Source organism: Arthrobacter sp. Dra40 (assembly GCF_059091905.1).
The window spans coordinates 1-25860 of record NZ_JBNHHB010000071.1 but is presented as its reverse complement, the minus strand read 5'-3'; the positions used below and the strand labels follow the sequence as shown (position 1 = coordinate 25860).

Below are 25860 nucleotides of genomic sequence, written 5' to 3'. Positions count from 1 at the left end.
GGTGGGCCCCCGCCGTCGTTGTCAGCGGGATGGGTCGGACGTGGCTGCGGAGCGCGCCCCAGGCCAGGGTGCGGCGGGTCAGCGACCCCGCTGGACGCCGCCTCCTTCGGTGGCGGCGCTGGCCGTCACCTGCAGCATGGGGACACCCTCGACCAAAATGAGTTCGGGGTGATAGAGCCGCTGCGGCCGCTTGTGCGAAAGGTAGGCAATGCAGCCGCGGGCGCTGGCAATTTTCTCCACGATGACTTCCACCGCAGGCGAGGTCACCTCGCTGAACGTCAGCCCCCGGGTGTCCGGCTGGTCCACCAGATCGCCCAGCGCCGTCGTAGTCCGCCCGGCCACCAACTCCTGCGCCGGCAGCCAGGAGGCCCATACGCCTTTGCTTTCCAGCAGGGACGGCCGTTGGTTGGCCGGCTGGGCGGCAGCGAAGTAGCGCGTGTCGAAGCGCCGGTGCGCAAAGTCCGGGCTCAGCCAGTTGGACAGCGGCCTGAGCAAATCGGTGCGGACTCCGAGGCCGCGCCGGCCCAGCGCTTCGGCGAAGGACTTTTCCTGACCGGCTACCGCCTCCCGGGTGCGCATCCAGTCGGCCCCTGACGTGGATTCCGGCAGGCTCGACGCATCCGGGCCTGCCAGCAGCACGCCGGTTTCCTCGAATAGCTCGCGGATGGCCGCCACCACGTGAGCCTGGGCCAGGCGGTGGTCCTCCAGCCCGAGCAGCCCGGCCCATTTGGCCGGTGTCGGGCCATACCAGGTGATCGGCTCGCCGTCGGACTCTTCCAGACTTCCCCCGGGAAAGGCCACAGTGCCCAGCGGCGAGGACCCCGTGCGGTAGCCGAGGTAGGTTTCCGTGCCCGCCGCGCCATCCCGGACCAAAACGACCGAGGACGCCATCCGGGGCTTGCGCGGCGTGCGTTCCCCGTGGTGGAACCAGCTGTGGGCCGCGCCCAACTGGTCCGGCGCCACGGGGAAGAGCCGCTGCTCCTCGCGGAGCGGACTAGCTGAATTCTGCAATCAGTTCTACCTCAACCGGCGCATCCAGCGGCAGCACTGCCACGCCGACGGCGGACCGCGCGTGGGCGCCGGCCTCGCCGAGGGCCTGGCCCAGCAGCTCGGAGGCACCATTGATGACGCCTGGCTGGCCGGTGAATCCGGGATCGGAGGCAACGAAACCGACAACCTTGACGATCCGGGTGATTCGGTCCAGGTCGCCAATGACGCTCTTCACGGCTGCCAGTGCGTTGACGGCTGCCGTCGCGGCCAGCTTCTTGGCTTCTTCGGCACCGACCAGACCGTCGCCGTCGCCCACTTTGCCGGTCGCCGGCAGTTCGCCGTTGACGAACGGCAACTGCCCGGAGGTGTATACATAATTGCCGGAGACCACCGCGGGCACGTAGGCCGCTACCGGAGCGGCGACCTCCGGCAAGGACAGTCCCAGCTCGGCCAGGCGCTCTTCGACCGCGGACTTTCGGGCAGCTGTGGTTCCCGTCATGGCTACTGCTTCTCCCGCTTCAAATAGGCAACCGGATTGGTTCCGTTCGGACCCGGGATCACCTGGACAAGCTCCCAGCCGTCGTCACCCCACTGGTCCAGAATTTGTTTGGTCGCGTGGATGATGAGCGGAATTGTCGCGTATTCCCATTTGGTCATGATTCAAAGCCTAGCGCTTGCTTGTAAACTGATCCCCATGGCCGCTCGCAAATCACCCTTCTTCGACACTGCGACCACCCTCGGCAAGATTGTTGGCTTCCTGGGTATCAGTGCGCTCTGCGGCGTGCTCGCAGCCGGACTGCTGGTCCCGGCCGCCGCCGTGGCCGGTGTCGGGGCAACATCGTCGATCGAATACTTCGACCAATTGCCGGACGAACTGCAGACGCAGCCACTGTCCCAGCCCTCGCGGATCCTCTCTGCCGACGGCAAGCTGATCGCCACCTTCTACGCCGAAAACCGCGTCCCCGTGACCTTGGACAAGGTGTCCCAGCACATGCAGGACGCCATCATCTCCATTGAGGACGTGCGCTTCTACGAGCACAACGGCGTGGACCCGCAGGGCATTATGCGCGCAGCGGTGACGAACCTGGCTGGCGGGGACCTGCAGGGCGCGTCCACCCTGACCATGCAGTATGTGAACAACGTGCTGATTGACGCCGGTGCCAGCGCAGGCAAGGGTGCCGAAGACCTGACCATCAGCGGCACCAAGGACATCGGCGACAAGCTGCGCGAAGCGAAGCTGGCCATCGCCGTCGAAAAAGAATTCAGCAAGGACGAGATCCTGCAGGGCTACCTGAACATCGTGTTGTTCAGCGGCCAGATCTACGGAATTGAAGCTGCGGCCAAGACCTTCTTCGGCGTCCCGGCAGCGAAGCTGAACATCCAGCAGTCGGCCATGTTGGCCGGCATGGTGCAGTCGCCGAACTATTTCAACCCGGTGAACAATCCGGAAGCCACGCTGGAACGCCGCAACGCGGTGCTGGGTGCCATGCGCAACGCGGGCAAAATTACCCAAGGGGAGTATGACAAGGCCGTCGCGAGCGACTTGGACTTGAACCTCAAGCCAGTGCGGTCCGGCTGTGTGGCGGCCAACTTCGCGGACTACTTCTGCAGCTACGTCCAGCACGCCATCATGCAGTCGGACGCGTTCGGCGCTGATTCCACACAGCGTGCCAAGCTCCTGGCACGCGGCGGCCTCACCATCAAAACCACCCTCGACTCCCGCCTCCAAAAGGAAGGCCAGAAGCAGATCGAGCAGGAAGTTCCGGTCGGCGATAAGTCCGGCGTCGGCTCGGCCATGGTTTCGGTCGAGCCGGGCACCGGCAAAATCCTGATGATGGCCCAGAACACCAATTACAGCCCGGAAGACGGCGCCGCCAACACGGAGTTGAACTACAACGTCGACGCCGACATGGGCGGCGGCAACGGCTGGCAGCCCGGTTCCACGATGAAGCCGTACACCATGGTCGCCTGGCTTGAAGCGGGCAAGGCGCTCAACGCCTCGGTGGATGCGCGCCGGACCGAGTACCCGGCGCAATACCCGTGGAAGGCCAGCTGCCTGCCCCCGGATGCGTGGTTTAGCGAGTGGCCGTTCCAGAACGCCTTGCCCGGCTTTGAGCGGACCATGACGGCCAGCCAGGGTTTGACCTGGTCCATCAACTCCGCGACCGCAGCCATGGCCGCCCAGCTGGACCTGTGTGACATCCAGGACGCCGCCACCCGCCTTGGCGTGCACACGGCAACTACCAAAGAACCGATCAGCATTGAGCACCCGTCCTTCATCATCGGCACGACCAACGTCTCGCCGATGACGATGGCCGCTTCCTTTGCGGCCTTCGCCAACGGCGGCGTCTACTGCAAGCCGATCGCGCTGACCTCGGTGACGGACGCCCAGGGCAACAAGTACGAGGTCCCCAAGAAGTCCTGTGAACGGGCAATCTCCGAGGAAGTCGCCGCTGCCGTCAGCGTCCCGCTGGAGAACCTGGTGAACCTCCGGCTCGGAGCCATCCGTCCGATCGGTGTCCCGGCCGCAGCCAAAACCGGCACCACCGACAAGTCGGAGTACACCTGGACCGTCGGCTACACCAAGGGCATCTCTACGGCGTCCTGGGTGGGCAACCCGCACGCCTACAAGTCGATCAACAACCTGCCGATCAACGGCGTGACCCGCAGCTACGTGGATGGTGCGACCATCGCCGGCGGACAGTGGACCGACTACATGGAGAAAGTCGCTGGCTTGTATAAGACCGGCGAGTTTGGCGCCGCACCCGGAAGCATGCTGTATCCGCCCCGGCCGGTCCCGACAGAGAGTCCCGTCCAGTCGAATACGAACTCCAATTCCGGCACCAGCAATGGCGGCGGCGGAGACTCGGGCGATAATTCCGGCTTAGACTCGGGCAAGGATTCCGGCGGCGGTTCCGGCGGTTCCGACAACGGCAACGGAAACGGCAACGGCGGACGCAACGGAAACGGAAACGGCCGTGGGAACGACGACTAACCGTGGACGCTGACGCACTGCAAGCACGGCTCCGCACGGCAGGCAGGCTGGCCTTGGGCGCCGCTGCCGCGGGCGGGGCCGCGCTTGTTTACGGTTCAGTGATTGAGCGGAATCTCTTTGGAGTACGCGAAGAAACGCTGCCCATCCTGCCTGCTGGCCGAAGCCCCTTGAGGATCCTCCACCTCTCCGACATCCACATGACGCCAGGCCAAACGCTGAAGCAGAAGTGGCTGCGGCAACTGGCATCGTTGGAACCGGACCTGATCGTCAACACAGGCGACAATCTCAGCCACCGCCAAGCAGTGAAACCGCTGTTGGATGCGCTGGCACCGTTAATGGACGTCCCGGGCGTATTCGTCCCTGGCTCCAACGACTACTACGCCCCGGTGTTGAAGAACCCGCTCTCCTATTTCACCGGACCGTCCGGACAGCCCAAGGACTACGCCTCGCGTGAACTGCCGTGGCGTGAGATGCACGCGGCTTTTGGTACCGCCGGCTGGGTTGACCTGACCAACCGGAACCAGTCGCTGGTGGTTGGGCGTGTGCGTCTGGACTTCACGGGCGTGGATGACCCGCACCTGGATCGCGACCGTTACACGGGCTTTCCAAGCGGTTCGATTTCCGCTGAACGCGCTGCCTACGTTCGAATAGCAGTAACCCACGCACCGTACCAACGGGTGTTGGACCGGTTCGCCGCAGACGATGCCGACCTGATGCTGGCAGGCCACACGCACGGCGGCCAGGTCTGTCTCCCCGGATATGGTGCCTTGGTCAGCAACTGCGACCTGCCGACGTGGCGGGCCCGCGGACTGACGTACTGGCAGCACGATGGACGCAGCGTTCCGTTGAATGTGTCGGCTGGGCTGGGGACATCCCGGCTCGCTCCCATACGTTTCGCATGCCGTCCGGAGGCCGTGCTGCTGACGCTGACACCGTCTCGGTCCATTGGCGAAGTCCCAGCCGGAGGCCCCCGGCTCGGCTGAGCCCAGCTTGATAGGCCGCCTGTTTCGCAGTGAGTCGTTGCTGGATCCTCAAGCGCCTCTGATAGCTACTACCTGGAAGCAGCCGCCTCCGCCCGCGCGGCCCGCCAGGTCGACCAGCCGTACAGACTGAGGATGCCCAGCAGGACGGTAAAGACGACGCCGTCCAAGTAGAAGACGACCGTGCCTGGGCTGCTTCCAAGATTGGCTATTCCCGTGAGCGCGAGGGCGCCGCCCAGCCACCAGGCCTCGATCACGCCACGTGCGAGGCCAAGGAACAACAGCAGCGTGAGGAGGTTGATAAGTATTGCTTCGGCAATGGACCCAGGGGTAGCCCCGTGCATCAGCGCCCCCGCCAGGGACTCGATAACGAAGAGAACCAGGACCAGTACCACCACGGCGGCCATGGCCAGCCAGTCGGACATCTGGACGGGATGGACCGGCACCTTGCCGGTCGCTGAGCGGTGACGCCACCGCCACCATCCATACACTGCCACGGCAGGCAGCAACAGCTGTGAAAGGCTGAAACCGCCGCTCGTGCCCATCCAGGCCAGTGCCAGGACAGGTTCCACCAGCAGCACCAGCCAGCCGGCCCGCTTCCGCAGGATGAAAAGCAGCACTGCGACAACCCGCAGCAGGGGAAAAAGCAGCGACCATGCCAGGACCGCCTGGACGCTGTTCACAACTTCCGCCAACTCCATAGGTCCCCCTGTTGGTGAATGGTTCCGGCAAGACTAGCAAGCATCGGTCGCCTCATGCGTCTGCCCGTACCGGCCCGATAGTGACCGGCGCCTCACCCCGGTCGCTAGGATGGTTGCTGCGGTACACGAAAGCACCTGACCCACTGCGATGAATCGACGACATGACTGAGTTATCCCTCTGGCGCACGATCGCCCGGCTCGACGGATATGTCCGCCCCATCCTTCCCCGGCTGGTGATGGGATTCTTCAGTGCACTCGGAGCCAGCCTGGTGGCGCTGGCCATCCCCCAGGTCCTGCGCGGTCTGGTGGACACGATCCATGCCGGGGGCAGCCCCTCGGAAGTCTGGGGCCCCGCCGTCGTTATTGCTGTTCTGGGTTTGGCCGAAGCCGCCCTGGTGTACCTGCGGCGGGTGTTCGTGATCGCGCCGGCCACGGACGTGGAAATGGACATGCGCACGAGTTTCTACAAGCATGTGCAGCATTTGCCGGCGGCCTTCCATGACCGGTGGGGCTCCGGGCAGCTGCTCTCGCGCGCGATGGCCGACTTGGGCCTGGTTCGCCGCTGGCTGGCATTCGGATCGCTCATGCTGGTGGTCTCCTTCGTGACGGTGGTCGTGGGGCTGACGCTGATGTTCGCGTTGAATCAGGTGCTGGGATTGATCTTCCTGCTCGCTGCCGTGCCGCTTGTGTGGCAGGGATTCCGCTTCCGCACCACCTTCGGTGCCTCCTCACGGCTGAGCCAGGACCAGGCGGGCGACCTGGCCACCACCGTGGAGGAATCGGTGCACGGCATCCGGGTGCTCAAGGCGTTCGGCCGCGGCAAGTACGCGCTGGAGAACTTCCACGGGCAGGCGGAAGAACTGCGCCAGACCGAACTGGCCAAGGCCCGCACGCTGGCCAAGTTCCTGGCCACCGTTGTGTCGCTGCCGGATCTGGTGCTGGGCGCAGCCCTCGTCATTGGGATTATCCAGGTCTCCGGCGGAGCGATGACCGTCGGCGAATTGGTCGCGTTTTTCGCCACCGCGGCGGTGGTGGCCGGGCCGGTGGAAGCGATTGGTTCCCTGATGGGCATGACCCTGACGGCAAAGACCGCCCTGGACCGGCACTTCGACGTCATGGATACGCAGAACACCATCACCGACCCGGCTGCCCCCTCGCCGGCCGGGGCCGTGCGGGGGGAACTGAGCCTGGCCGGCGTCGTCTTCCGCTATCCGGATGCTGCACAGGACGCGGCGCCGGTCCTCGACGGCGTGGACCTTCAGGTGCGCGCCGGCGAAACCATGGCGTTGGTAGGTGTGACCGGTTCGGGCAAGAGCACGCTGCTGCAGTTGGTCCCCCGGCTCTATGACGTCACCTCCGGCGCCGTGCTCCTGGACGGAACGGACATCCGCCATTTCCCGCTCGCCGAGCTGCGCAGCCACGTATCGGTGGCCTTCGAGGACTCCACATTGTTTTCCACGTCCGTCCGGGACAACGTGCTCCTCGGCGCCAGGCCCGGCAGCGGGAATCCGGAGGATCTGCTCGCCCGGGCGCTCCGCGTAGCGCAGGCCCACTTCGCCTTCGACCTGCCGCAAGGCGTGGACACGAAGATTGGCGAGGAAGGACTGAGCCTGTCCGGCGGGCAGCGGCAGCGGATTGCCCTCGCCCGCGCCATCGCCGCGCGTCCGGCGGTACTGGTGCTGGACGATCCGCTCTCCGCGCTGGACGTGCGCACTGAAGAAGCCGTGACCCAGCAACTGCGGGACGAGCTGCGCGGCACCACCACCTTGATTGTGGCCCACAGGCCTTCCACCGTGGCGCTGGCAGACCGGGTGGCCCTGCTGCAGGACGGCCGGATCGCCGCGGTCGGCAGTCATTCCGAGCTGCTGCGCAGCAGCGCACACTACCGGTACGTGATCGCCTCGCTGGCGGCCGAGCCCACCGTCGAAGATGTCCTGGACGCGAAGGAATCCCGATGAGTTCCATGACCGGAGTGGCCGGCGAAGACAACGTCAACCTGGGCCAGGCCGACCGCACGGCCGTCAGGCGGCGCTCCTTGCGCTTGCTGGGCGAACTCGTGTCTCCGCACAAGCGGCTGTTCGCGCTCTCTATTGTGCTGGTGGTGGCCAGCAATGCCGCCCGCGCAGCAGGTCCGGTGCTGGTCGCTTTCGGCATCAACAACGCGCTGCCGGCTTTCACCGGCGGTGACGCGGCTCCCCTGGCGCTGGTCGGGGCCGCCTACGCCGCCGTTGCCATCGCGGGCGGGTCGTTGCTGGCCGCCTATATCTATGTCACCGCCCGGCTCAGCCAGGCCATGCTGCTGGCCCTGCGTATCCGGGTCTTCCGGCACACCCAGCGGTTGAGCCTGGAGTTCCACGAAACCTACACCTCCGGCCGGATCATCTCCCGGCAGACCTCGGACCTGGAGGCGCTGCGGGAACTGCTGGACAACGGTGTCACCCAGCTGACCTCCGGCGCGATGTTCATGCTCTTCACCGCCATCAGCATCGCCGGTCTGGACTGGAAGAGCGGGCTGATCATCCTGGTCGCCGCCCTTCCCATCGCCTTCGTCACCCGCTGGTACCAAAAGGGATCCGAGCTGGCCAACCGGGCTTCCCGCATCGTCTCCGCCCGGCTGATCGTGCACTTCGTGGAAACCATGACCGGCATCCGGGCAGTCAAAGCCTTCCGCCGCGAGCAGGACAACTCCCGGCGCTACAACGAGCTGGCCGCCGACTACCGCGGCGCAACCCTCCGAAACATCAAGTACTTTGGCGTGCTCCAGCCGGTGCTGAACGGCGTCGGCAACCTGACGGTGGCGGCGGTGCTGCTGGTCGGCGGCTTCCGGGTACTGGACGGCGACCTCGCCATCGGCACGCTGGTGGCGGTGTTGCTGGCCACCAAGCAGGTTTTCCGCCCCACCGAACAGATCGCAATGTTCTACAGCTCCTTCCAGTCGGCGGCCTCGGCACTGGAGAAGGTCTCCGGACTGCTGGAGGAAGAACCCACCGTCGTTCCCCCGGCCCGGCCTACCCCGCTCAAGGACGCCCGCGGCATGATCCGGTTCCGTGATGCGGAGTTTGGTTACGGCGACGGCCGGGTGGTGCTGCCACGGCTGGACCTGACCATCCCCGCCGGCCAGACGGTCGCCGTCGTCGGGCAAACCGGTGCGGGAAAGTCCACCGTGGCCAAACTCATCGCCCGCTTCTACGACCTGACCTCGGGGTCGCTGAGGCTGGACGGCATCGAACTGCGGCAGCTGTCCAACGAAGACCTGCGCCGCGCCGTCGTGATGGTGACCCAGGAAGCGTTCCTGTTCAGCGGCAGCCTCGCGGAAAACATCGCCCTCGGCAACCCGCAGGCCAGTCGCGGGGAGATCGAAGCTGCCGCCCGCGCCGTAGGAGCCCACGAGTTCATCCTGTCCCTGCCCGAGGGGTACGACACCGACGTGAACAAACGCGGCGGACGTGTCTCTGCCGGCCAGCGGCAGCTCATTTCCTTCGCCCGCGCGTTCCTGGCCGATCCGGCCGTGCTGATCCTGGACGAAGCCACCGCGTCCTTGGACATCCCCAGCGAGCGGCTGGTCCAGGAAGGTCTGCAGACGCTGCTGGGCAACCGCACCGCCCTGATCATCGCGCACCGGCTCTCCACCGTGGAGATCGCCGACCGGGTGCTGGTCATCGACGACGGCCAAGTGGTCGAGGATGGTTCCCCCGCGGAACTGATCGCCGGCAATGGCCGGTTTGCCCAGTTGCATGCCGCGTGGAAGGACTCGCTGGTCTGAGCGTCCTGGCCGGCCGCCGTCGATTTCCCGTTTGGGTGCTGTCTCCGCTATCCTTGAACAGTTGCTTTCGCGGCCGTCATGACGACGGCGGGGCAACGGTATCGGGGTGTGGCGCAGCTTGGTAGCGCGCGTCGTTCGGGACGACGAGGTCGCAGGTTCAAATCCTGTCACCCCGACCATTCAAAGGAACTCCCGCTGCTCAGCCGAGCAGCGGGAGTTCTTGCTTTTCCGCCCCGGAATACGCTTTGTACCGCTGGAAAGTTGTGAACCCGGCCCCAAAGCGGGAAGTATGGACCCATGGGGTCACAGCAGCGCTCGGCGCTCATCGTAGGGGCCGGAATCGGCGGGCTCGCCACCGCGCGGGCGTTGCAGCGGACCGGCTGGAAAGTGCATGTGGTGGAGCGCGCCGGAACACTGCAGCCGCTGGGCACAGGAGTGACCATCTGGGCCAACGGGACGCGCGCCCTGCAGCGTTTGGGCCTGATGAAGGCCTTCGAAGACGCTTCCCTGCCGGTCGACGGCGGCGCGCACGACCAGTTCGGCAATGTGCTGTCCACCGTCAGCAGCGACGACCTGCGCCAGCGCTACGGGCACCCCCTGCGGTCAATCCACCGTTCGGACCTCACCACCATGCTGAACGATTCCTTGTACGTGAACACGGTTCACCTGGGGCTGCAGGCCGTGAAGTTCCGCCGGGATCCGCATGGCGGAACAGTCACCCTGGACAACGGCGGTTCCCTGCACGCCGATCTGGTGGTCGGCGCGGACGGCCTGCGTTCGCTGGTCCGCCAGGACTTGGTCGGAGACGGCGCCCCGCGTTCCTCCGGCATCACCGCGATGCGCGCGGTCTGCCCGATCGGTGACTTGGATCCTGCCTGGCTGCCGTGGGGCGAGTCCTGGGGCAACGGGGAAGTCTTCGGCATGGTCCCGCTGCCCGGCGGGCTGATCTATTGGTACGCCACCATGCCGGATAACGTGCTGGCCAAGGACGGCGACGTCCTCTGGCGCACCCTGGCCCTGGAGCGCTTCGAGGGCTGGCACCCGGCCGTCCGGGCTGTCATCCGCGCGACGAAGAGCCAGGACATCATGGCGCACGAACTGTTCGACCGGAAACCCGCCCTGGTGTGGTCCGGCAGCCACGCCACGCTCGTGGGCGACGCCGCGCACCCGATGCTCCCGTTCCTGGGCCAAGGCGCGGGCCAGGCCCTCGAGGACGCCGTCGCGCTGGCTGATGCGCTGGCCGCCGACTGGAACATCACCACCGCCCTGCGCAGCTACGAGCAGGTGCGGGCGCCGCACACCGCCAAGGTGGTCGAGCGTTCGCGCAAGATGGCGGCCATGGCACGGCAGCGGAAGCCGTGGAAGCAGAAGCTCCAGCGGTCCCTGATCAGCATGGCGCCGCAGTCGGTGGTGTACAAACAGCTTGACGATGTCGTCGGCCGCGTCGGCTGATCATGGAGGCCGACGGCTGCAGGGCCCGCTCCACCATTGACTGAAGCCCGCGTCCGTACTGGAATGGAAAGACTTCAGGACTCAAGAGTCTGCGGAGGTGCCGGTGTTCGTCGCAGAGTTCGCGCAACTGGCCGTCGCCACGGTCGTGCTGGCGGCCGTGGTCTTCGTGACGTCTTATGCCGTTGAACGGGGTCTGCGCCGCTCCCCCGATCCGGACGCGGCGTTCTGGTACTGCTTTTCCGGGCTGTGCTGCGCGCTGACCGTAGTACTGACTGCCGCGGTGCTGTTCCCGGCAGCCGTGCCGCTCTGGCTGATGCTCGCCGCCGGCTGCGCTGCCCCCGCTGTCTGGCGGATCAGCCGCCGCGCCACCGCCGTCGTCCATTATCAGGACACGCGCGGTTGGCATGAGGCCGCCGCGCAGCACGATGCCCTGCGCGCCCGCTGGCTCGCCTACGAACTGGACCCGGCGCTGGCCATCGACTACCCGGACATGTCCGACGTCTCGCGGCCGGAAACCGCTTCCTTGCTCCGCGCGCTGCGGCGGGCGGATGCCGTGCGCTTGCTTGGCCCGGATGACGACGGCGGTGCCAGCGCCTATCCTGCGGCCGTCGCCACCGCCGCCGCCCACCTGCGCGAGGCCGAGCTCGCGGCAGGGCGCCTGCCTGTCAGGCGAACGTCAGACCGGTGAGCCGCTCATAAGCTTCGACGTAGCGGGCCCGGGTCTTCTGCACAATCTCCTCAGGCAACGCCGGCGGCGGGGCGTCGGCGTTCTTGTTCCAGCCCGAGGCCGGCGATGTCAGCCAGTCGCGCACGAACTGCTTGTCGAAGGACGGCTGGGCCTTGCCCGGCGCATAGGTCTGCGCGTCCCAGAACCGCGAGGAGTCAGGGGTCAGCACCTCGTCGCCCAGGGTGATTTCGCCCGTCGCCGGATCAATCCCGAACTCCACCTTGGTGTCCGCGAGGATGATTCCCCGCTCCCGTGCAATCCCTTCGGCACGGGAGTAGATCTGCAGGGTCTTGTCGCGCAGCCGGGCGGCGGTCTCCGCCCCCACGGTCTGCACCACGGCATCGAAGGTGATGTTTTCGTCGTGTTCGCCCACGTCGGCCTTGGCCGACGGGGTGAAGATGGCCGGCTCCAACCGGGAGCCGTCCACCAAGCCGGCGGGAAGGGGAAGCCCGCACACGGTTTGGGATTGCCGGTACTCCGCCAGTCCTGAACCGGTCAGGTAGCCGCGGGCGATGCATTCCACCGGGAACATGTCCAGCTTCTTGCAGATCATCGCCCGGCCGGCCACGGCGTCGGGAACCTCGGTGGACACGACGTGATGCGCCACGGGATCAGTCCCGTGGGAAAGCTGTTCAAACCACCACAGGCTCAGCTGGGTGAGGATTTGGCCTTTGTCGGGGATCTCGGTGGAGAGCACATGGTCATAGGCGCTGATCCGGTCGCTCGCCACTACCAGCACGGTGTCGTTGCGCTGGTCCAGCAGCCCCTCGGCGGCAATATCGTCGCTGGCCGTTTCCACCTGCTGGGGCTCGGCGGGGACGTACAGGTCGCGGACCTTGCCGGAGTAGACATGCTTCCAGCCGGGCAGTTCCAGTACTTCGGGGGCGAATGCCATGGTGTTCCTCAGTCTCTCCGTGCCTCGGCCTGGGGCACGGTGCGCGTGCCCGGCGCGGGCACTTCGATTTTGCCTTCGGCCGCCAGCAGGGCAATGTCGGTGCGGTACTGCGAACCCTCCAGGCTGATCATGCCAATGCCTTCGTAAGCCCGTTCACGGGCTTCCACCAGATCTTCGCCCAGTGCGACGACGGCGAGTACCCGCCCGCCGGCGCTCACCACCTTGCCGTTGTCGTCCAAGGAGGTTCCAGCGTGGATCACGTGCACGTCCTCCAGTGCATTGGCCTTTTTCAAGCCGCGAATCCGGTCACCGGTGCGCGGCGGTCCCGGGTAATTCTCCGCGGCCAGCACCACTGTTACGGCGGAGCGCCTGGACCAGACCAACTGTTCGGCGTCATCCAGTTCCCCCTTGGCGGCGGCCAGCAGCAACCCGCCCAGCGGCGTGCGCAGCCGGGCCAGCACCGCCTGGGTTTCCGGGTCTCCGAAGCGGGCGTTGAATTCGATCACGCGCAACCCGCGGCTGGTGACGGCCAGCCCGCAGAACAGCACGCCCACAAACGGAGTGCCCCGGTTGGCCATCTCGCGGATGGTCGGCAGCGCCACGCGTTCCATGACTTCGTCGACGAATCCGTCCGGCAGCCAGGGCAGCGGCGTGTAGGCGCCCATGCCGCCGGTGTTCGGGCCTTCGTCGCCGTCGTAGATCCGCTTGAAATCCTGCGCCGGCACCAGCGGGATGGCGCGTTCGCCGTCGGAAATGACAAACAGGGACACTTCCGGGCCGTCGAGGAACTCCTCGATCACCACGGATCCGCCGGCGTCGAAGCAGGCCTGGGCGTGTGCCAGGGCGGCCCCGCGGTCCGCGGTCACCACCACGCCCTTGCCGGCCGCAAGCCCGTCGTCCTTCACCACGTACGGGGCGCCGAAGGCGTCCAGGGCTTCGGCCGCTTCTTCGGCATTGGTGGCCACGTGCGCCATGGCAGTGGGTACGCTCGCTGCGGCCATGACCTGCTTGGCAAAGGCCTTGGAGCCTTCCAGCCTGGCCGCTTCCTTGCTGGGACCGAACACCGGGATCCCGGCCGTGCGCAGCGGATCGGCCACCCCGGCGGCCAGCGGTGCCTCCGGGCCAACCACCACCAGGTCGGATTCCAGCCGCTGTGCCAGGGCTGTGACCGCTGCCGGATCGCTCGCGTCCACCTGGTGGGTGGGCACCAGCCGGGCGATGCCGGCGTTGCCCGGGGCGGCGTGGACCTCGGTGACAAAGGGATCGGCCAGCAGGGAACGGATTATCGCGTGTTCGCGGCCGCCGGGGCCGATCACAAGTACCTTCACAAGGAACTAGCCTACTGGGCGCGGGGCGGAGCCTCGAAGTTGTTGCGCCGGCCCTAAACTAAGTCCATGCCCGAGACATTCAAAGCCGCGGACGCCGTGGAGCTGGCCGTCGTTGAACGCAACGGTTTCATCGAGTCCCGCCATCTGGGCTCCGCCGTCGTCATGGCCGCGGACGGCACCGTGGTGACCGAACTGGGCGACATCACCGCCCCCATCTTCCCGCGCTCTGCGCTTAAACCCTTCCAGGCCCTGGCCTCCATGCAGTCCGGTGTCCCGCTGCGCGGCGACCAGGTCGCCATGGCCTGCGCCAGCCACGTGGGATCGCTGGAGCACATGGACGTGGTCGAGGGCATGCTCAAGGCCGCCGGCCTGACCGACGCCGATCTTCGCTGCCCCGCGGCCTGGCCGCAGGACGAGCAGGCGCGCGGCTGGCTAACCCGCACCGACCGCGGACAGCAGCGGCTGGCTTTCAACTGCTCCGGCAAGCACGCCGCGTTCCTGTGGGCGTGCGTGGAGAACGGCTGGAACATCCGCAATTACCTGGAGCCGAACCATCCCCTCCAGCGCCGCGTGATGGAAGTACTCGAGGAGTACGCCGAAGAGAAGATCGAGCACATCGCCGTCGACGGCTGCGGCGCCCCGGCGCCCGCGCTGTCGTTGACCGGCCTGGCCCGCGCCGTGGGCAAGCTGGCGAAGGCGCCGGCGGACAAGAACGCCGACGCCCGCGCCGCCACCATCGCCACCGCGATGCTGGACTACCCTTGGGCCGTCCACGGCCGGGGCCAGGAGAACACCGTGGTGATGGAGGAGCTGGGCATCCTGGCCAAGTCGGGTGCCGAAGGCGTGATGGTGATGGGCACACCGCAGGGCGTCTCGGTGGCCGTGAAAATCCTGGACGGCAGCGCCCGTGCCTGTTCGCTGATCGCCCTGACGCTGCTGGCCGCCACCGGTGCCACCGACGTGGAGAAGGTCGGCCCGGTGCTCGAGGACGTCGTCAAGCCGGTGCTCGGCGGCGGCCAGCCCGTCGGACGGCTGCGCCTGGCACCGCCCATGGTCGCCCTGCTGGATTAAGCAGCGGACGGACCGTTCATGGGAGCACGACGCCGGATCCCGGCTCCGGAGGGCAACGCTGCCCTGAGTGCGTGGCGGGGCGGGGCCACGGACCGGAAAACCACCGCCACCGCAGTGCGCTACGCGCTGGAGGAACTGGCCGAACGGGCCCCGGGCAACAGCGTGGAGGTGCGGGTGCCGCCGTTTGGTGTGGCCCAGTGCATCGAAGGCCCCCGGCACACCCGCGGTACCCCGCCGAATGTGGTGGAAACCGACCCGGCCACCTGGCTTGCCCTCGCCACCGGAGCACTCGGGTGGGACACCGCCGTCGCCGCAGGCAAGGTCTCGGCCTCCGGACTGCGGGCCGAACTGGCGGACAAGCTGCCGCTCTTCGCCCGGTAGGCTGGAACGTATGACTTCTGAGCAAGAACCGGCTCGCGACCGCAGACACACCGAGCCGGAGCGCCGCGACGTCACCGTCCGCCGGGCACCGAGGTTTGTGCCCTTCATCTTTGTCTGGGCCGTGCTGGGTGTTGTGATCGCTGCGGTGTCTGCCTACACCGGCCCGGAAAACGCTGAGTTCACCCGCGGCACGGTGTTCGCCTTCCTCGCCGTGCTGTTCGCCTTGGCCGGCATCCTGGTGGGGTCGCTGCTGTTCCTGCTAGTGGACCGGACCAGCGTCAAGCGGGCCAAGCAGGCCACCGCCGTGGCCGAGCCCGGACAGGACGGCCCCCCGGCGGACGCGGCGGACGGTGTGGACGCGGCGGACGGGGAAAGCGCTTCAGCGGGCGCCTCCCCGAACGGCGGGGACTTTCCCAACCAGCCCATCGGCCACGGTGGAAGCAGTGCCGCCGGCCGGGATCAGGACGGCGAAACCGAGGGCGAACGCCGGGCGTAACCTGCCGGCAGGCACTCGTAATGACCGTCACCTCGATGATGCCGGACGGCGGACGCATGAGAGAATGAGCGGGTGGCACGCGGCGACGGAAAACTCTCCCATGAACTACTACCCGGCGAAAAAGGACCCCAGGACGCCTGTGGCGTTTTCGGCGTCTGGGCACCCGGGGAAGAAGTAGCAAAACTCACCTACTACGGCCTGTACGCTCTCCAGCACCGCGGACAAGAGTCCGCAGGCATTGCTACCAGTGACGGCAAACGCATCAATGTCTACAAGGACATGGGGCTGGTCTCCCAGGTCTTCGACGAAACGACGCTCAACACGCTGAGCGGGCATATCGCCGTCGGCCATTGCCGCTACTCCACCACCGGCGGCTCCACCTGGGCCAACGCGCAGCCGACCCTGGGCGCTACCGCCACCGGCACCGTGGCGCTGGCCCATAACGGCAACCTGACCAACTCAGCCGAGCTGTACGAAAAGGTCCTGGAAAAGTTCGGCAAGCCCGACCGCGGCGAGCTGGCCCAAGGCAACACCACCGACACCGCGCTGGTCACCGCGCTCATGGCCGGTGAAGAGGGCCAGACCCTCGAGGAACGTTCCTTGGAGCTGCTGCCCAAGCTGCGCGGCGCCTTCTGCTTCACGTTTATGGACGAGGGCACCCTCTACGCCGCCCGCGACCCGGCCGGAGTCCGGCCGCTGGTGCTCGGACGACTGGAGCGCGGTTGGGTGGTGGCCTCGGAGACCGCTGCCCTGGACATCGTCGGCGCATCCTTCGTCCGCGAAGTTGAACCCGGCGAATTCCTCGCGATCGACGAGAACGGCCTGCGGTCCCAGCGCTTCGCGGAGAAGAAGCCGGCCGGCTGCGTCTTCGAATACGTCTACCTGGCCCGGCCCGACACCTCTATCAACGGCCGCAGCATCCACGCTGCCCGTGTGGAGATGGGCCGCAGGCTGGCAAAAGAGCACCCGGCCGACGCCGATCTTGTCATTCCGACGCCGGAATCCGGAACGCCCGCGGCGATCGGTTACGCCGAAGCGTCCGGCATCCCGTACGGCCAGGGACTGGTCAAAAACGCCTACGTGGGCCGGACCTTCATCCAGCCCAGCCAGACCATCCGCAAGCTGGGCATCCGCCTGAAGCTGAACCCGCTGAAGTCGGTCGTGCAGGGCAAGCGCCTGGTGGTAATCGACGACTCGATCGTCCGCGGCAACACCCAGCGGGCCCTGGTCCGGATGCTGCGCGAAGCCGGCGCGGCCGAGGTGCACGTGCGGATCTCCTCGCCGCCCATCAAGTGGCCGTGCTTCTACGGCATCGACTTCGCGAACCGGGCAGAGCTGATCGCCAACGGCGTCGGCGTGGAGGAAGTCCGCGCTTCCCTCGGCGCCGACAGCCTGGGCTACATCTCCGAGGCGGGCATGATCGAGGCCACGGAGCAGCCGCGCGAGCGGCTCTGCACCGCCTGCTTCACCGGGGAGTATCCGATCGAACTGCCGTCAGCGGACCGCTTGGGCAAAAACCTGCTGGAACGCAGCGATGTACCAACGGAGCACGGCTCCTGCGACCCGGGTCCGGATTCGGATCTGGAGAAACTCCTGACCGCCGAAGACAAGAAAGAGCGAGTATGACCTCCCCCGAACAGGGCCAGATCACCTACGCCAGCGCCGGAGTCGATGTCGAAGCCGGCGACAAGGCAGTAGAGCTGATGAAGGGTGCCATCAAGGCCACTCACAACTCCAACGTGGTCGGCGGCGTCGGTGGTTTCGCCGGTCTGTACGACGTTTCGGCCCTGCTGAAGTACCGCAAGCCCCTGCTCGCGACTTCCACCGACGGTGTGGGTACCAAGGTGGCGATCGCCCAGGCCATGGACATCCACGACACCATTGGCTTCGACCTTGTGGGCATGGTGGTGGACGACATTGTGGTCGTCGGCGCGGAGCCACTGTTCATGACCGACTACATCGCCTGCGGCAAGGTGGTCCCGGAGCGGATCGCCGACATCGTGCGGGGCATCGCGGCCGCCTGCGAAGTGGCCGGCACTGCACTGGTGGGAGGCGAGACCGCCGAGCACCCCGGGCTGCTGGGCGAACATGAATACGACGTTGCCGGTGCTGCCACGGGTGTGGTCGAAGCCGACGCCCTGCTGGGCCCGGAGCGGGTCAAGGACGGGGACGTCGTCATCGGCATGGCGTCCTCGGGCATCCATTCCAACGGGTATTCCCTCGTCCGCCGGGTAATCAACCACGCCGGCTGGGCGCTGGACCGGCAGGTCACCGAGCTGGGCCGGACGCTGGGCGAGGAACTGCTGGAGCCTACGCGCGTCTACGCAGCGGATTGCCTGGACCTGGCCCGCTTTGAAGCGGCCGGCGTGCACGGGTTCAGCCACATCACCGGCGGCGGCCTGGCCGCCAACCTCGCACGCGTGTTGCCGCAAGGTCTCATGGCCACGGTGGACCGCTCCACGTGGGAGCTGCCTGCCATCTTCAAGCTCATCGCCGAACTGGGCAATGTTCCGCAGGCCGATCTGGAGCGGACGCTTAACGTGGGCGTCGGCATGGTTGCCATCGTGGATGCCGCCGGAGCTGACGCCGCCCTGCAGCGGCTGAACGAGCGCGGGCTGCCCGCTTGGGTCATGGGCCAGGTGGGCCGCCTCGACGCATCGCTGGGCGGCGTGGACTTCGTCCAAGGCGCCAAGGGCGTCGATGGCGGCGCCGTTCACCTGGTCAATTCGTACGCCTGAGCGGTCCCTGACGCCAAGACGCCCCTGCACCGCAACCCGGTGCAGGGGCGTTGTGCTTCGACCGGGGTGTCCACGGCCCACCCCGGTGGGACACTAACCGTATGGGCGCATATGTGGTGGTGGTGTTCATCAAGCCGGTACACGCCGGCTACATGTTCCCGCGCAGCCACTGGCCGCTGCACATCACGCTGGCGCGCTTCGACACTAAAGAACCACCCGACCTCGTTGGCGAGCGGATCGACGGCGTATTTTCCGCCATGCTGGAGTTTGACGTACGCGCCGGAGCGGATGACTTCTTCGGAAGAAACCATTCCGTGCCGGTCTCGCTTGTGGAACCGCATCCGCAACTGCAGTTGCTGCACGACCGCATGCTTGAAGCACTCGGTCCGGACATCCATCTGCTCAGCCCGCACCACGCCCGCCAGAACTTCCGGCCGCACATCAGCCACCAGGCAGAAAGGCGGCTGCAGCCCGGCGATGTTGTCCGCGTGGAACAGGCAGCGCTGGTGGATATGCGGCCCGACGGGGATTCAAAGCACCGCCGGGTCATCGCCGTGTGGAAACTGGCCGGCAGCGGAAACTGAGCGCCAACCAATACCTTCGGCGCCCGGCTCCGAATACCAGGTGTGAAAACACTTAAGAGCCTCCCATCCGCTTCCGCCGCTGCCGTGCTCGCGGGGCTGGTCTCCGCCGGTGTCCTGCTGGGTGCTGCCCGGTTAGTCGGAGCCTGGTTCACCGCCGCGGCCGCTCCGCTGCTGGCCTTGGGCGCCGCTTTCATCGATTTCACGCCCGCCTGGCTCAAAACCTTCGCCGTCGAGACGTTCGGCACGGCTGACAAGATGGTCTTGTTTATTGCCATGGGCGTGGTCATGGCTCTGCTGGCCGGACTGGTCGGGCTGCTGGCGTACCGGCGCTGGCTGCTGGGAGCCGCCGCCGTCGTGCTGCTGGGAACGGCGGCCGGCGCGGCAGTCATCACCCGCTCTGGCGCCGGAGTCTTGGATCTGGTGCCGACGGCAGCCGGCACCCTCGCCGGGCTGGCGTCTCTGCGCCTGCTGGTGCATCTCATTCCACGGCACCGAGGCAACGCGGAGCCGTACGAGCCGGCGGTCTCCGCTCCCTCGCGCCGCTCCTTCTTTGCTGCAGCTGCCCTCCTCACCGCCGGGGCAGCCGTCATGGCTGCCGGGAGCGGAGCTCTGGCAGGAATCCGCGGCAGCCTGCGCGACATCCGCGACGCTCTGCGGCTGCCCGGTCCGGCGGTGCCTGCCCCGGCGGTGCCTGCCGGCGTGCACGCTCCAGTGGCCGGAGTGGTCCCCTTTGTGACGCCGAATCCGGATTTTTACCGGGTCGACACCGCACTTGCCGTGCCCCAAGTGGATCCGAAGACGTGGCACTTGCGCGTCCACGGGATGGTGCACAACGAATTCAGCCTCAGCTTCTCTGAATTGCTCGCGTCCGACCTGGTGGAGTCCTACATGACATTGACCTGCGTCTCCAATGCCGTAGGCGGGGAATTGTCCGGAAATGCGAAGTGGCTGGGCTATCCCCTGGCCCGGATCCTGGAACGGGCCCGGCCGCTCCCCGGCGCAGACATGGTGCTCTCCACGAGTGCCGACGGTTTCAGCGCCTCCACGCCGCTGGAGGTGCTGCGGGACGGGAGGGACGCCTTGTTGGCCGTGGGGATGAATGGCGAGCCGCTTCCGCTGGAGCATGGTTTCCCGGTGCGGATGGTTGTTCCCGGCCTCTACGGGTTCGTCTCCGCCACCAAGTGGGTGGTGGACCTGGAGGTAACGAGGTTCCAGGACAAAACCGCGTACTGGACCGACCGCGGCTGGTCCGAGCGGGCTCCCGTCAAGACGGCATCACGGATCGAAAGCCCGCGCCCGTTCGCGCGGCTGCAACCCGGCACCGTTGCCGTGGGCGGCACCGCCTGGGCGCAGCACCGCGGCATCGACCGGGTGGAGGTCCAGGTGGATGACGGGCCCTGGCAACAGGCCGAGCTCGCCGCGGAGGCCAGCGTGGATACCTGGCGCCAGTGGTCCTACAGTTGGCAGGCCACGCCCGGCGACCACATGCTGCGCGTCCGGGCCAGTGACCGGGTGCAAGGCCTGCAGACCGAGGAGCGCGCCGAACCCATTCCGGACGGCGCCTCGGGCTGGCATTCCGTCCGGGTCACGGTCGGAAGCTGAACGGGGGTCTCCGACAGCTTTTTCACATTTTGTCCCATCCCGCCCAATCCGCCGTCCTGCCGGTTCCGAATACACCATGGCAGCCCGGGGTTTCCACCGGGAACAGCAGGCGGAAGCTACCGCCGCACTTCTAGGGAGATACGCCATGTTGAAAACCAGCAAGAGGACTATTGCAACCTTCGGACTCGCAGCAGCGGCGACGCTGAGCCTCGCGGCGTGCGGCGGCGGCTCCGGATCAGGCACCCAGGCAGGAACCACCCCCGAACAGACCATGACGCCGACGCAGTCCATGGCACCGACGCAGTCCATGGCCCCGGAGACGCCCATGGGCACCCAAATGGGCGGTGCCATGGCCGGTTTGGTGGGCCCGGGCTGTGCCGACTACGCCAAGGCGGTGCCCAGCGGGAACGGATCCGTGGAGGGTATGGCGAAAGAACCAGTCGCCACCGCGGCTTCTCACAACCCGATGCTGACCCAGCTGACCGCCGCGGTCTCCGGAAAGGTGAACCCCAAGGTCAACCTGGTGGACACGCTGAACAGCGGCACGTTCACCGTCTTCGCTCCCGTGGACGATGCCTTTAAGGCGATCCCCAAGGCCACCATGGATTCCCTTAAAAAGGATGACGCCACACTCAGCAAGATCCTGACCTACCACGTGGTGGAGGGACAGCTGGCCCCGGCTGACGTCACGGGCGAGCACAAGACGGTCGAGGGTGCCAGCTTGAAGGTCACCGGCAGCGGCAATGACCTGATGGTCAACGGCGCGAAGGTGGTGTGCGGCGGAGTGAAAACCGCGAACGCTACGGTCTACATGGTGGACTCGGTGCTGATGCCTCCGGCAAAGTAGCACGCGCCCTTCCGGAAGGCGCATCCAGCGCCAACCGCAGGAGCACGACGGCGGCGCATCAGCCGCCGTCGTGCCTGGGGGAAGGCTTCTCCCAGCGTTTTCTTCTCCTTCGCGGAAACGTCAGCAAGAGTCAGGAGGTGTGCGGTGTCCGAGGGGCATGAGAGCCTTGAGTCCATGCGATTGCCATGGCTGCGTTCCGTGGGCCCAACCGCCCCGGCATCGCACGAGGAGCTCATCCGCCGTGTGGGGCTGGGCGATGAGCCGGCGTTCGAGGCGCTCTACGACGCGGTGGCACCCACGATTTTCGGACTCGTCCGCAGAGTAGTCCGCGATCCCGCCCAAAGCGAGGAGGTCAGCCAGGAAATCTTCGTGGAGATTTGGCAGAACGCGCGGCGCTTCGACCCCGCCCGAGGCCAGGCTTTGTCCTGGATCCTGGTGATAGCGCACCGCCGGGCGGTAGACCGGGTACGCGCCAGCCAAGCCAGCGTTGACCGGGACCTGCGGCAAGGGGTTAAGGAATACCAGGCCAGCTACGATGACGTGGCCGATACGGTGGAAATGCGGCTGGAAGCCGAACGCGTTGCCACCGCACTACAGACATTGACGGACAGCCAGCGCGAAGCCATCACGCTGGCCTACTACGGCGGCCACACCCACCAGGAGGTTGCTAAGCTGCTTCACGTTCCGGTGGGGACGGTCAAAACACGGATCCGCGACGGCATGATCCGGCTACGGGACAAGTTGGGAGTGGCGTAATGGACGAGCAGCTGCATCTGTTGACCGGTGCCTACGCACTCAACGCCCTGGACGATCACGAACGCGCCGCCTTCGAGCGGCACGCGCTGGCCGACGAGGACTGCCGGGAAGAAATCCGAGGGCTCAGCGAGACCGCGGCCCTCCTGGCTTACGGGACCCCGGCCATGGCACCGCCGCCGGAGCTCAAGGACTCGGTGATGGCCGCCATCCGCAACACCCGGCAGGTGTCGGCGGACGCGGCAGTGGTTGATCTGCAGCAGCCCCGCGCCGGACGTTCCTCCGGGAAGCGCTCCAAGACTGACCGGAACCAGGGCAGTAGCGGCCATCCGACGGCGGTGCGCTGGCTCGGCGCTGCCGCCGGCATCCTGCTGGTGGGCACCGCTGCACTCGGCGGCTGGGCGCTGGGGCTCTCCAGTGAACAGGCCCGGACCGAGGAGCAACTGCAGGCTCTTGCCCACCAGCAGGCACAGGTCATGTCGGTGTTGACGGCACCGGATGCCAAGGTGATCCCCGGGCAACTGCCGAATGGCGCCATCGTCACCATCGCTGTTTCCGCAAAGGCTGACATGGCGGCGGTCATCGCGCACGGGTTGCCTGAACTTGCCCCTGAAAGAACGTACGAACTCTGGCTGATCTCCGACGGGGTGGCAGCACCTGCGGGCCTGCTGTCGGCTGGAGCCTCGGGCGAGACCAGCATGCAACTGCTCCACGACATCTCGGGTGCCACCCACGTGGGCATCACGGTGGAGCCTGCCGGAGGTTCGCCGCAGCCCACGACTGACCCCATCATGGTCCAAAAGTTGTGAAACCGGGAGAAGGAAACGACCGGGAAAGGGGCGACTGAGGCTCAGTCAGCCGACGTTGCGGCTGCCGTGATCTTCGTCGTCGTCATACGGATCTGCGTACTTGTCCTCATAGTCCGAATAGTCCGGCTCGTACGGATCCTCGGAAAACGTGTCGGAGTTATGGCGTTTCGCAGCGCCGAGTTCGCGCTGGAGAGCAGTGAGGTCAGTGGCCGGGCTGAAATACTTCATGTCCCGGGCCTGCCTGGTTGCTTTTGCCTTCTGACGGCCGCGCCCCATGGCGTGACCCCCTTTGTACGTCGATCCGGAGGTGGTCGCACGACTAGCGCACGAGGCCCCGGAATAATTGATCAATTCTGTCGTACCTATAGGGTACATGGTTTTCCGCACCGCTCGTGGCAGGCAACGAGCGGCAGCCAGCGGCCCTACCCGTCCCTGAAACGGCAAAATCGTGCGGGGACTCGGGATTGTTGGCTAAAGTCATCGTGGACCCGTTCTCTTTTCCTCCCGGAGAACAACACGCACGGAAGGCAAGTTTCCCCATGAGCGAACAGGACAAGCGGCCTGACGACGGCGGGAGGCCTCCGCAGGAGCGCCCGGAGCACCCGGAGGTGCCGGATCCCGACCTCCACGTCAGTGCCGACGACGTCGAACTCGCTGAACCTACGCTCGGCGAGGCCCGTATCAGCGAGGAAACCGCTGCCGAAGCCGATCTGGCCAAGGCCGCCGCCGAAGCCGAACAGGTCGAACGGGAAGCGGACGCCGCCGGCCAGTTGGTGGGCGGCAAGGGCGAGGACGTCGCCAAGGCCCGTGGCACCGCTCCCGCCGGCGCACCCGTCGAAGATCAGAGCCAGGCCGGCGCACCCGCCGGAGATCAGAGCCGGGCCGGCGCACCCGCCGGCGGCGAAGACCCGACCGGTACGGCAGCCGAAAATCAGGGCCAGGCGGGCGCGGCCATCGGCGATCGCGGCCCGGCGCACAGTGCAGGGGCAGCGGACCCGTCCCACAGCGCAGGTGCAGTGCCCGTGATGGGTGCCCCGGAGGCAGCGGCGTCGTCGTCCGCAGCCATCCCGCCCTCGGAGTGGGATTCCGCACCCCCCAGCAGCGACGGCTCCGCGCCCGAGAAGAATTGGTATTCGACCGGCACGGCAGGCATGCCCCCGGCGAATGCGGGTAAGGACGCCGACGCCGGCGGCCCCGCCCCTGGACCGGGACGGAAGATGGACTGGAAGCCGCTCGTCATCATCGGCGCCGTCGTCGTGGTGGCCATCGTGATCATCGCCATGATCGTTTCGAGCCTGACCAGTAGCTCGCCGGCCGATGGAACGGCCACTTCCGCGGCGTCCCGGAGCCCCGCGGCGTCCGCCAATGCAGACGGTGTCATCGCAGAAGGCGTCTCACCGTTCGACTTCCAGCAGGGCCAATGCTTCACAAAATTCGAGGCCGTAATGCGGGAAGCCACAGTGGTCACCTGCGAGACCCCGCATACCGCTCAACTGGTCGGGACGTTCTCCTACGACGTCGATGAAGAGTTCCCGGGCGCCGATGAACTGAACATCAAGGCGCAGGAAGTCTGCACCGCCGTCGTCCTCAATGACTCCGCGGCAGACCAGCCCGACATCAAGGACTCCTACGGCATGCCCTCCAAGGAGACATGGGCACAGGGCGACCGCAGGATCGACTGCTTCAAGATCGCCGAAAAAGGCCAGGAAATTACCGGATCGCTCATCGACCAGTAAGTCCTGGTTGACCAGTAACCCACCGGCACGAGAACGTCCGGCGGCCGCTGAGCGGGGCCGCCGGACGTTTCGGGTTCCGCAGGTTTATCCGCCCCGGACCGCACCGACTTTCGACGTGACCGTCAGGCCGCCGGCCCCGCCTTCGACGTCGATCTCCGGTACATCCACCAGCACGGTATCGCCGTCGCTAATCTCGCCGGCCAGCAGGCCCCGGGCCAGCTTGTCGCCGATCTCGCGCTGTACCAGCCGGCGCAGCGGACGGGCGCCGAAGGCGGGATCGAATCCGGTCAGGGCCAGCCACTCCCGCGCTGCATCCGAGACCTCAAGCGTCAGCCGGCGCTCCGCCAGCCGGGCGGCCAGCGAGGCCACCTGCAGGTCCACAATCCGGGAGAGTTCCTCGATGCTCAGCGGGTCGAAGATGATCACGTCGTCCAGCCGGTTCAGGAACTCCGGCTTGAAACTGGCATGCACCACATTCAGCACTGCTTCGCGCTTCTTGTCCTCGTCCATCGTCTGGTCCACCAGGAACTGCGAACCAAGGTTGGAGGTCAGCACCAGGATGACATTGCGGAAGTCCACGGTCCGGCCCTGCCCGTCGGTGAGGCGCCCGTCGTCGAGCACTTGCAGCAGGATGTCGAAAGCCTCGGGGTGGGCTTTCTCCACCTCGTCCAGCAGCACCACGGAGTAGGGACGGCGCCGGACGGCCTCGGTCAGCTGGCCGCCTTCCTCATAGCCCACGTAGCCGGGAGGTGCGCCGACCAGCCGGGACACCGAATGCTTCTCCGAGTACTCGCTCATGTCGATCCGCACCATGGCGCGTTCGTCGTCGAACAGGAAGTCCGCCAGCGCCTTGGCCAGTTCCGTCTTGCCGACGCCGGTGGGGCCCAGGAAGAGGAAGGAGCCGGTGGGCCGGTCCGGGTCGCTGATGCCGGCCCGGGCACGGCGCACGGCATCGGACACCGAGGCAACGGCCTTGGACTGGCCGATCAGCCGGGAGCCGATGAACTCCTCC

At 66.7% G+C, this 25860-nt stretch carries 25 protein-coding genes and 1 tRNA gene; 18 read left to right on the top strand and 8 right to left on the bottom strand.

The genetic code is table 11. The features are described from left to right. Window positions 1-78 precede the first annotated feature (78 nt). From AC5RWT_RS21825 to sp36, 3 genes are read right to left on the bottom strand one after another with little or no spacing between them, the layout of a single operon-like run. Window positions 79-1011 carry an NUDIX hydrolase gene (locus AC5RWT_RS21825; protein ID WP_494081981.1) on the bottom strand — a complete coding sequence of 311 codons (933 nt, stop codon included), beginning with the start codon at window positions 1009-1011 and terminating at the stop codon, window positions 79-81. Then, window positions 995-1489: a RidA family protein gene (locus AC5RWT_RS21820; RefSeq protein ID WP_494081980.1), complete on the bottom strand. Its 495-nt coding sequence runs from the start codon at window positions 1487-1489 to the stop codon at window positions 995-997. The genes AC5RWT_RS21825 and AC5RWT_RS21820 overlap by 17 nt, the downstream gene beginning before the upstream one ends. 2 nt (window positions 1490-1491) lie before the next feature. Then, window positions 1492-1647: a Sp36 family protein gene (gene sp36 / locus AC5RWT_RS21815; protein WP_136785798.1), complete on the bottom strand. Its 156-nt coding sequence runs from the start codon at window positions 1645-1647 to the stop codon at window positions 1492-1494. 37 nt (window positions 1648-1684) lie between these two features. Here sp36 and AC5RWT_RS21810 point away from each other — a divergent pair, with 37 nt between their 5' ends. Beyond that, window positions 1685-3985 (top strand): transglycosylase domain-containing protein, encoded by a 2301-nt coding sequence (locus AC5RWT_RS21810; RefSeq protein ID WP_494081979.1) that lies wholly within the window; start codon window positions 1685-1687, stop codon window positions 3983-3985. 2 nt (window positions 3986-3987) lie between these two features. Next, entirely contained in the window at window positions 3988-4968 is a 981-nt protein-coding gene (locus AC5RWT_RS21805; protein ID WP_494081978.1) for a metallophosphoesterase, read from the top strand. A 68-nt stretch (window positions 4969-5036) separates the two neighbouring features. Here AC5RWT_RS21805 and AC5RWT_RS21800 read toward each other — a convergent pair whose 3' ends face one another. Beyond that, on the bottom strand, window positions 5037-5648 hold the full coding sequence (locus tag AC5RWT_RS21800; protein ID WP_494081977.1) for a nicotinamide mononucleotide transporter: 612 nt from the start codon (window positions 5646-5648) through the stop codon (window positions 5037-5039). Between the two features lie 179 nt (window positions 5649-5827). Here AC5RWT_RS21800 and AC5RWT_RS21795 point away from each other — a divergent pair, with 179 nt between their 5' ends. The 5 genes from AC5RWT_RS21795 (at window position 5828) to AC5RWT_RS21775 (ending at window position 11569) form a co-directional block, all read left to right on the top strand. Then, window positions 5828-7624 carry an ABC transporter ATP-binding protein gene (locus AC5RWT_RS21795; protein ID WP_494081976.1) on the top strand — a complete coding sequence of 599 codons (1797 nt, stop codon included), beginning with the start codon at window positions 5828-5830 and terminating at the stop codon, window positions 7622-7624. After that, window positions 7621-9429 carry an ABC transporter ATP-binding protein gene (locus AC5RWT_RS21790; RefSeq protein WP_494081975.1) on the top strand — a complete coding sequence of 603 codons (1809 nt, stop codon included), beginning with the start codon at window positions 7621-7623 and terminating at the stop codon, window positions 9427-9429. The genes AC5RWT_RS21795 and AC5RWT_RS21790 overlap by 4 nt, the downstream gene beginning before the upstream one ends. 102 nt (window positions 9430-9531) lie before the next feature. Then, a tRNA-Pro gene (locus tag AC5RWT_RS21785) sits at window positions 9532-9608 on the top strand. A gap of 118 nt (window positions 9609-9726) precedes the next feature. Next, complete coding sequence (locus AC5RWT_RS21780; protein WP_494081974.1) at window positions 9727-10881, top strand: FAD-dependent monooxygenase; 1155 nt, start codon at window positions 9727-9729, stop codon at window positions 10879-10881. Window positions 10882-10984: 103 nt separating this feature from the next. Next, complete coding sequence (locus tag AC5RWT_RS21775) at window positions 10985-11569, top strand: hypothetical protein (protein WP_494081973.1); 585 nt, start codon at window positions 10985-10987, stop codon at window positions 11567-11569. Here AC5RWT_RS21775 and AC5RWT_RS21770 read toward each other — a convergent pair. Then, the gene (locus AC5RWT_RS21770; RefSeq protein ID WP_494081972.1) at window positions 11547-12503 is read right to left on the bottom strand and encodes a phosphoribosylaminoimidazolesuccinocarboxamide synthase; all 957 of its coding nucleotides are present in this window, start codon (window positions 12501-12503) and stop codon (window positions 11547-11549) included. The two genes, AC5RWT_RS21775 and AC5RWT_RS21770, sit on opposite strands and share 23 nt — an antisense overlap. A gap of 8 nt (window positions 12504-12511) precedes the next feature. After that, window positions 12512-13831, bottom strand: a complete 1320-nt coding sequence (gene purD, locus AC5RWT_RS21765; RefSeq protein ID WP_494081971.1) for a phosphoribosylamine--glycine ligase — start codon at window positions 13829-13831, stop codon at window positions 12512-12514. 66 nt (window positions 13832-13897) lie between these two features. On the opposite strand from purD, the gene AC5RWT_RS21760 reads away from it, so the two are divergent. The 10 genes from AC5RWT_RS21760 to AC5RWT_RS21715 all read left to right on the top strand — a co-directional run bounded on the left by AC5RWT_RS21760 (window position 13898) and on the right by AC5RWT_RS21715 (window position 23112). Continuing rightward, window positions 13898-14902, top strand: coding sequence for an asparaginase (locus AC5RWT_RS21760; protein WP_494081970.1), 1005 nt, complete (start codon window positions 13898-13900; stop codon window positions 14900-14902). A gap of 18 nt (window positions 14903-14920) precedes the next feature. After that, entirely contained in the window at window positions 14921-15283 is a 363-nt protein-coding gene (locus AC5RWT_RS21755) for a sterol carrier family protein (protein WP_494081969.1), read from the top strand. A gap of 10 nt (window positions 15284-15293) precedes the next feature. Then, window positions 15294-15779, top strand: a complete 486-nt coding sequence (locus AC5RWT_RS21750; protein ID WP_494081968.1) for a hypothetical protein — start codon at window positions 15294-15296, stop codon at window positions 15777-15779. 72 nt (window positions 15780-15851) lie between these two features. Further along, window positions 15852-17405 (top strand): amidophosphoribosyltransferase, encoded by a 1554-nt coding sequence (purF, locus tag AC5RWT_RS21745; protein WP_494081967.1) that lies wholly within the window; start codon window positions 15852-15854, stop codon window positions 17403-17405. Next, the gene (purM, locus tag AC5RWT_RS21740; protein ID WP_494081966.1) at window positions 17402-18517 is read left to right on the top strand and encodes a phosphoribosylformylglycinamidine cyclo-ligase; all 1116 of its coding nucleotides are present in this window, start codon (window positions 17402-17404) and stop codon (window positions 18515-18517) included. Before purF ends, purM begins: the two co-directional genes overlap by 4 nt. Window positions 18518-18618: 101 nt before the next feature. Next, entirely contained in the window at window positions 18619-19101 is a 483-nt protein-coding gene (locus AC5RWT_RS21735) for a 2'-5' RNA ligase family protein (RefSeq protein ID WP_494081965.1), read from the top strand. Between the two features lie 42 nt (window positions 19102-19143). Beyond that, window positions 19144-20703 (top strand): molybdopterin-dependent oxidoreductase, encoded by a 1560-nt coding sequence (locus AC5RWT_RS21730; RefSeq protein WP_494081964.1) that lies wholly within the window; start codon window positions 19144-19146, stop codon window positions 20701-20703. A gap of 145 nt (window positions 20704-20848) precedes the next feature. Next, window positions 20849-21550, top strand: coding sequence for a fasciclin domain-containing protein (locus AC5RWT_RS21725; RefSeq protein WP_494081963.1), 702 nt, complete (start codon window positions 20849-20851; stop codon window positions 21548-21550). Window positions 21551-21724: 174 nt separating this feature from the next. After that, window positions 21725-22306, top strand: coding sequence for an ECF RNA polymerase sigma factor SigK (gene sigK / locus AC5RWT_RS21720; protein WP_494081982.1), 582 nt, complete (start codon window positions 21725-21727; stop codon window positions 22304-22306). Further along, window positions 22306-23112 carry an anti-sigma factor gene (locus tag AC5RWT_RS21715; protein ID WP_494081962.1) on the top strand — a complete coding sequence of 269 codons (807 nt, stop codon included), beginning with the start codon at window positions 22306-22308 and terminating at the stop codon, window positions 23110-23112. Before sigK ends, AC5RWT_RS21715 begins: the two co-directional genes overlap by 1 nt. Window positions 23113-23157: 45 nt before the next feature. Here AC5RWT_RS21715 and AC5RWT_RS21710 read toward each other — a convergent pair whose 3' ends face one another. Next, window positions 23158-23388, bottom strand: a complete 231-nt coding sequence (locus AC5RWT_RS21710; RefSeq protein ID WP_493966748.1) for a DUF3073 domain-containing protein — start codon at window positions 23386-23388, stop codon at window positions 23158-23160. A gap of 263 nt (window positions 23389-23651) precedes the next feature. Here AC5RWT_RS21710 and AC5RWT_RS21705 point away from each other — a divergent pair, with 263 nt between their 5' ends. Further along, complete coding sequence (locus AC5RWT_RS21705) at window positions 23652-24848, top strand: septum formation family protein (RefSeq protein WP_494081961.1); 1197 nt, start codon at window positions 23652-23654, stop codon at window positions 24846-24848. Window positions 24849-24932: 84 nt separating this feature from the next. On the opposite strand, the gene AC5RWT_RS21700 is transcribed toward AC5RWT_RS21705, so the two are convergent. Then, on the bottom strand, window positions 24933-25860 hold a 928-nt coding region (locus AC5RWT_RS21700), incomplete at its 5' end, for an AAA family ATPase (RefSeq protein ID WP_494081960.1).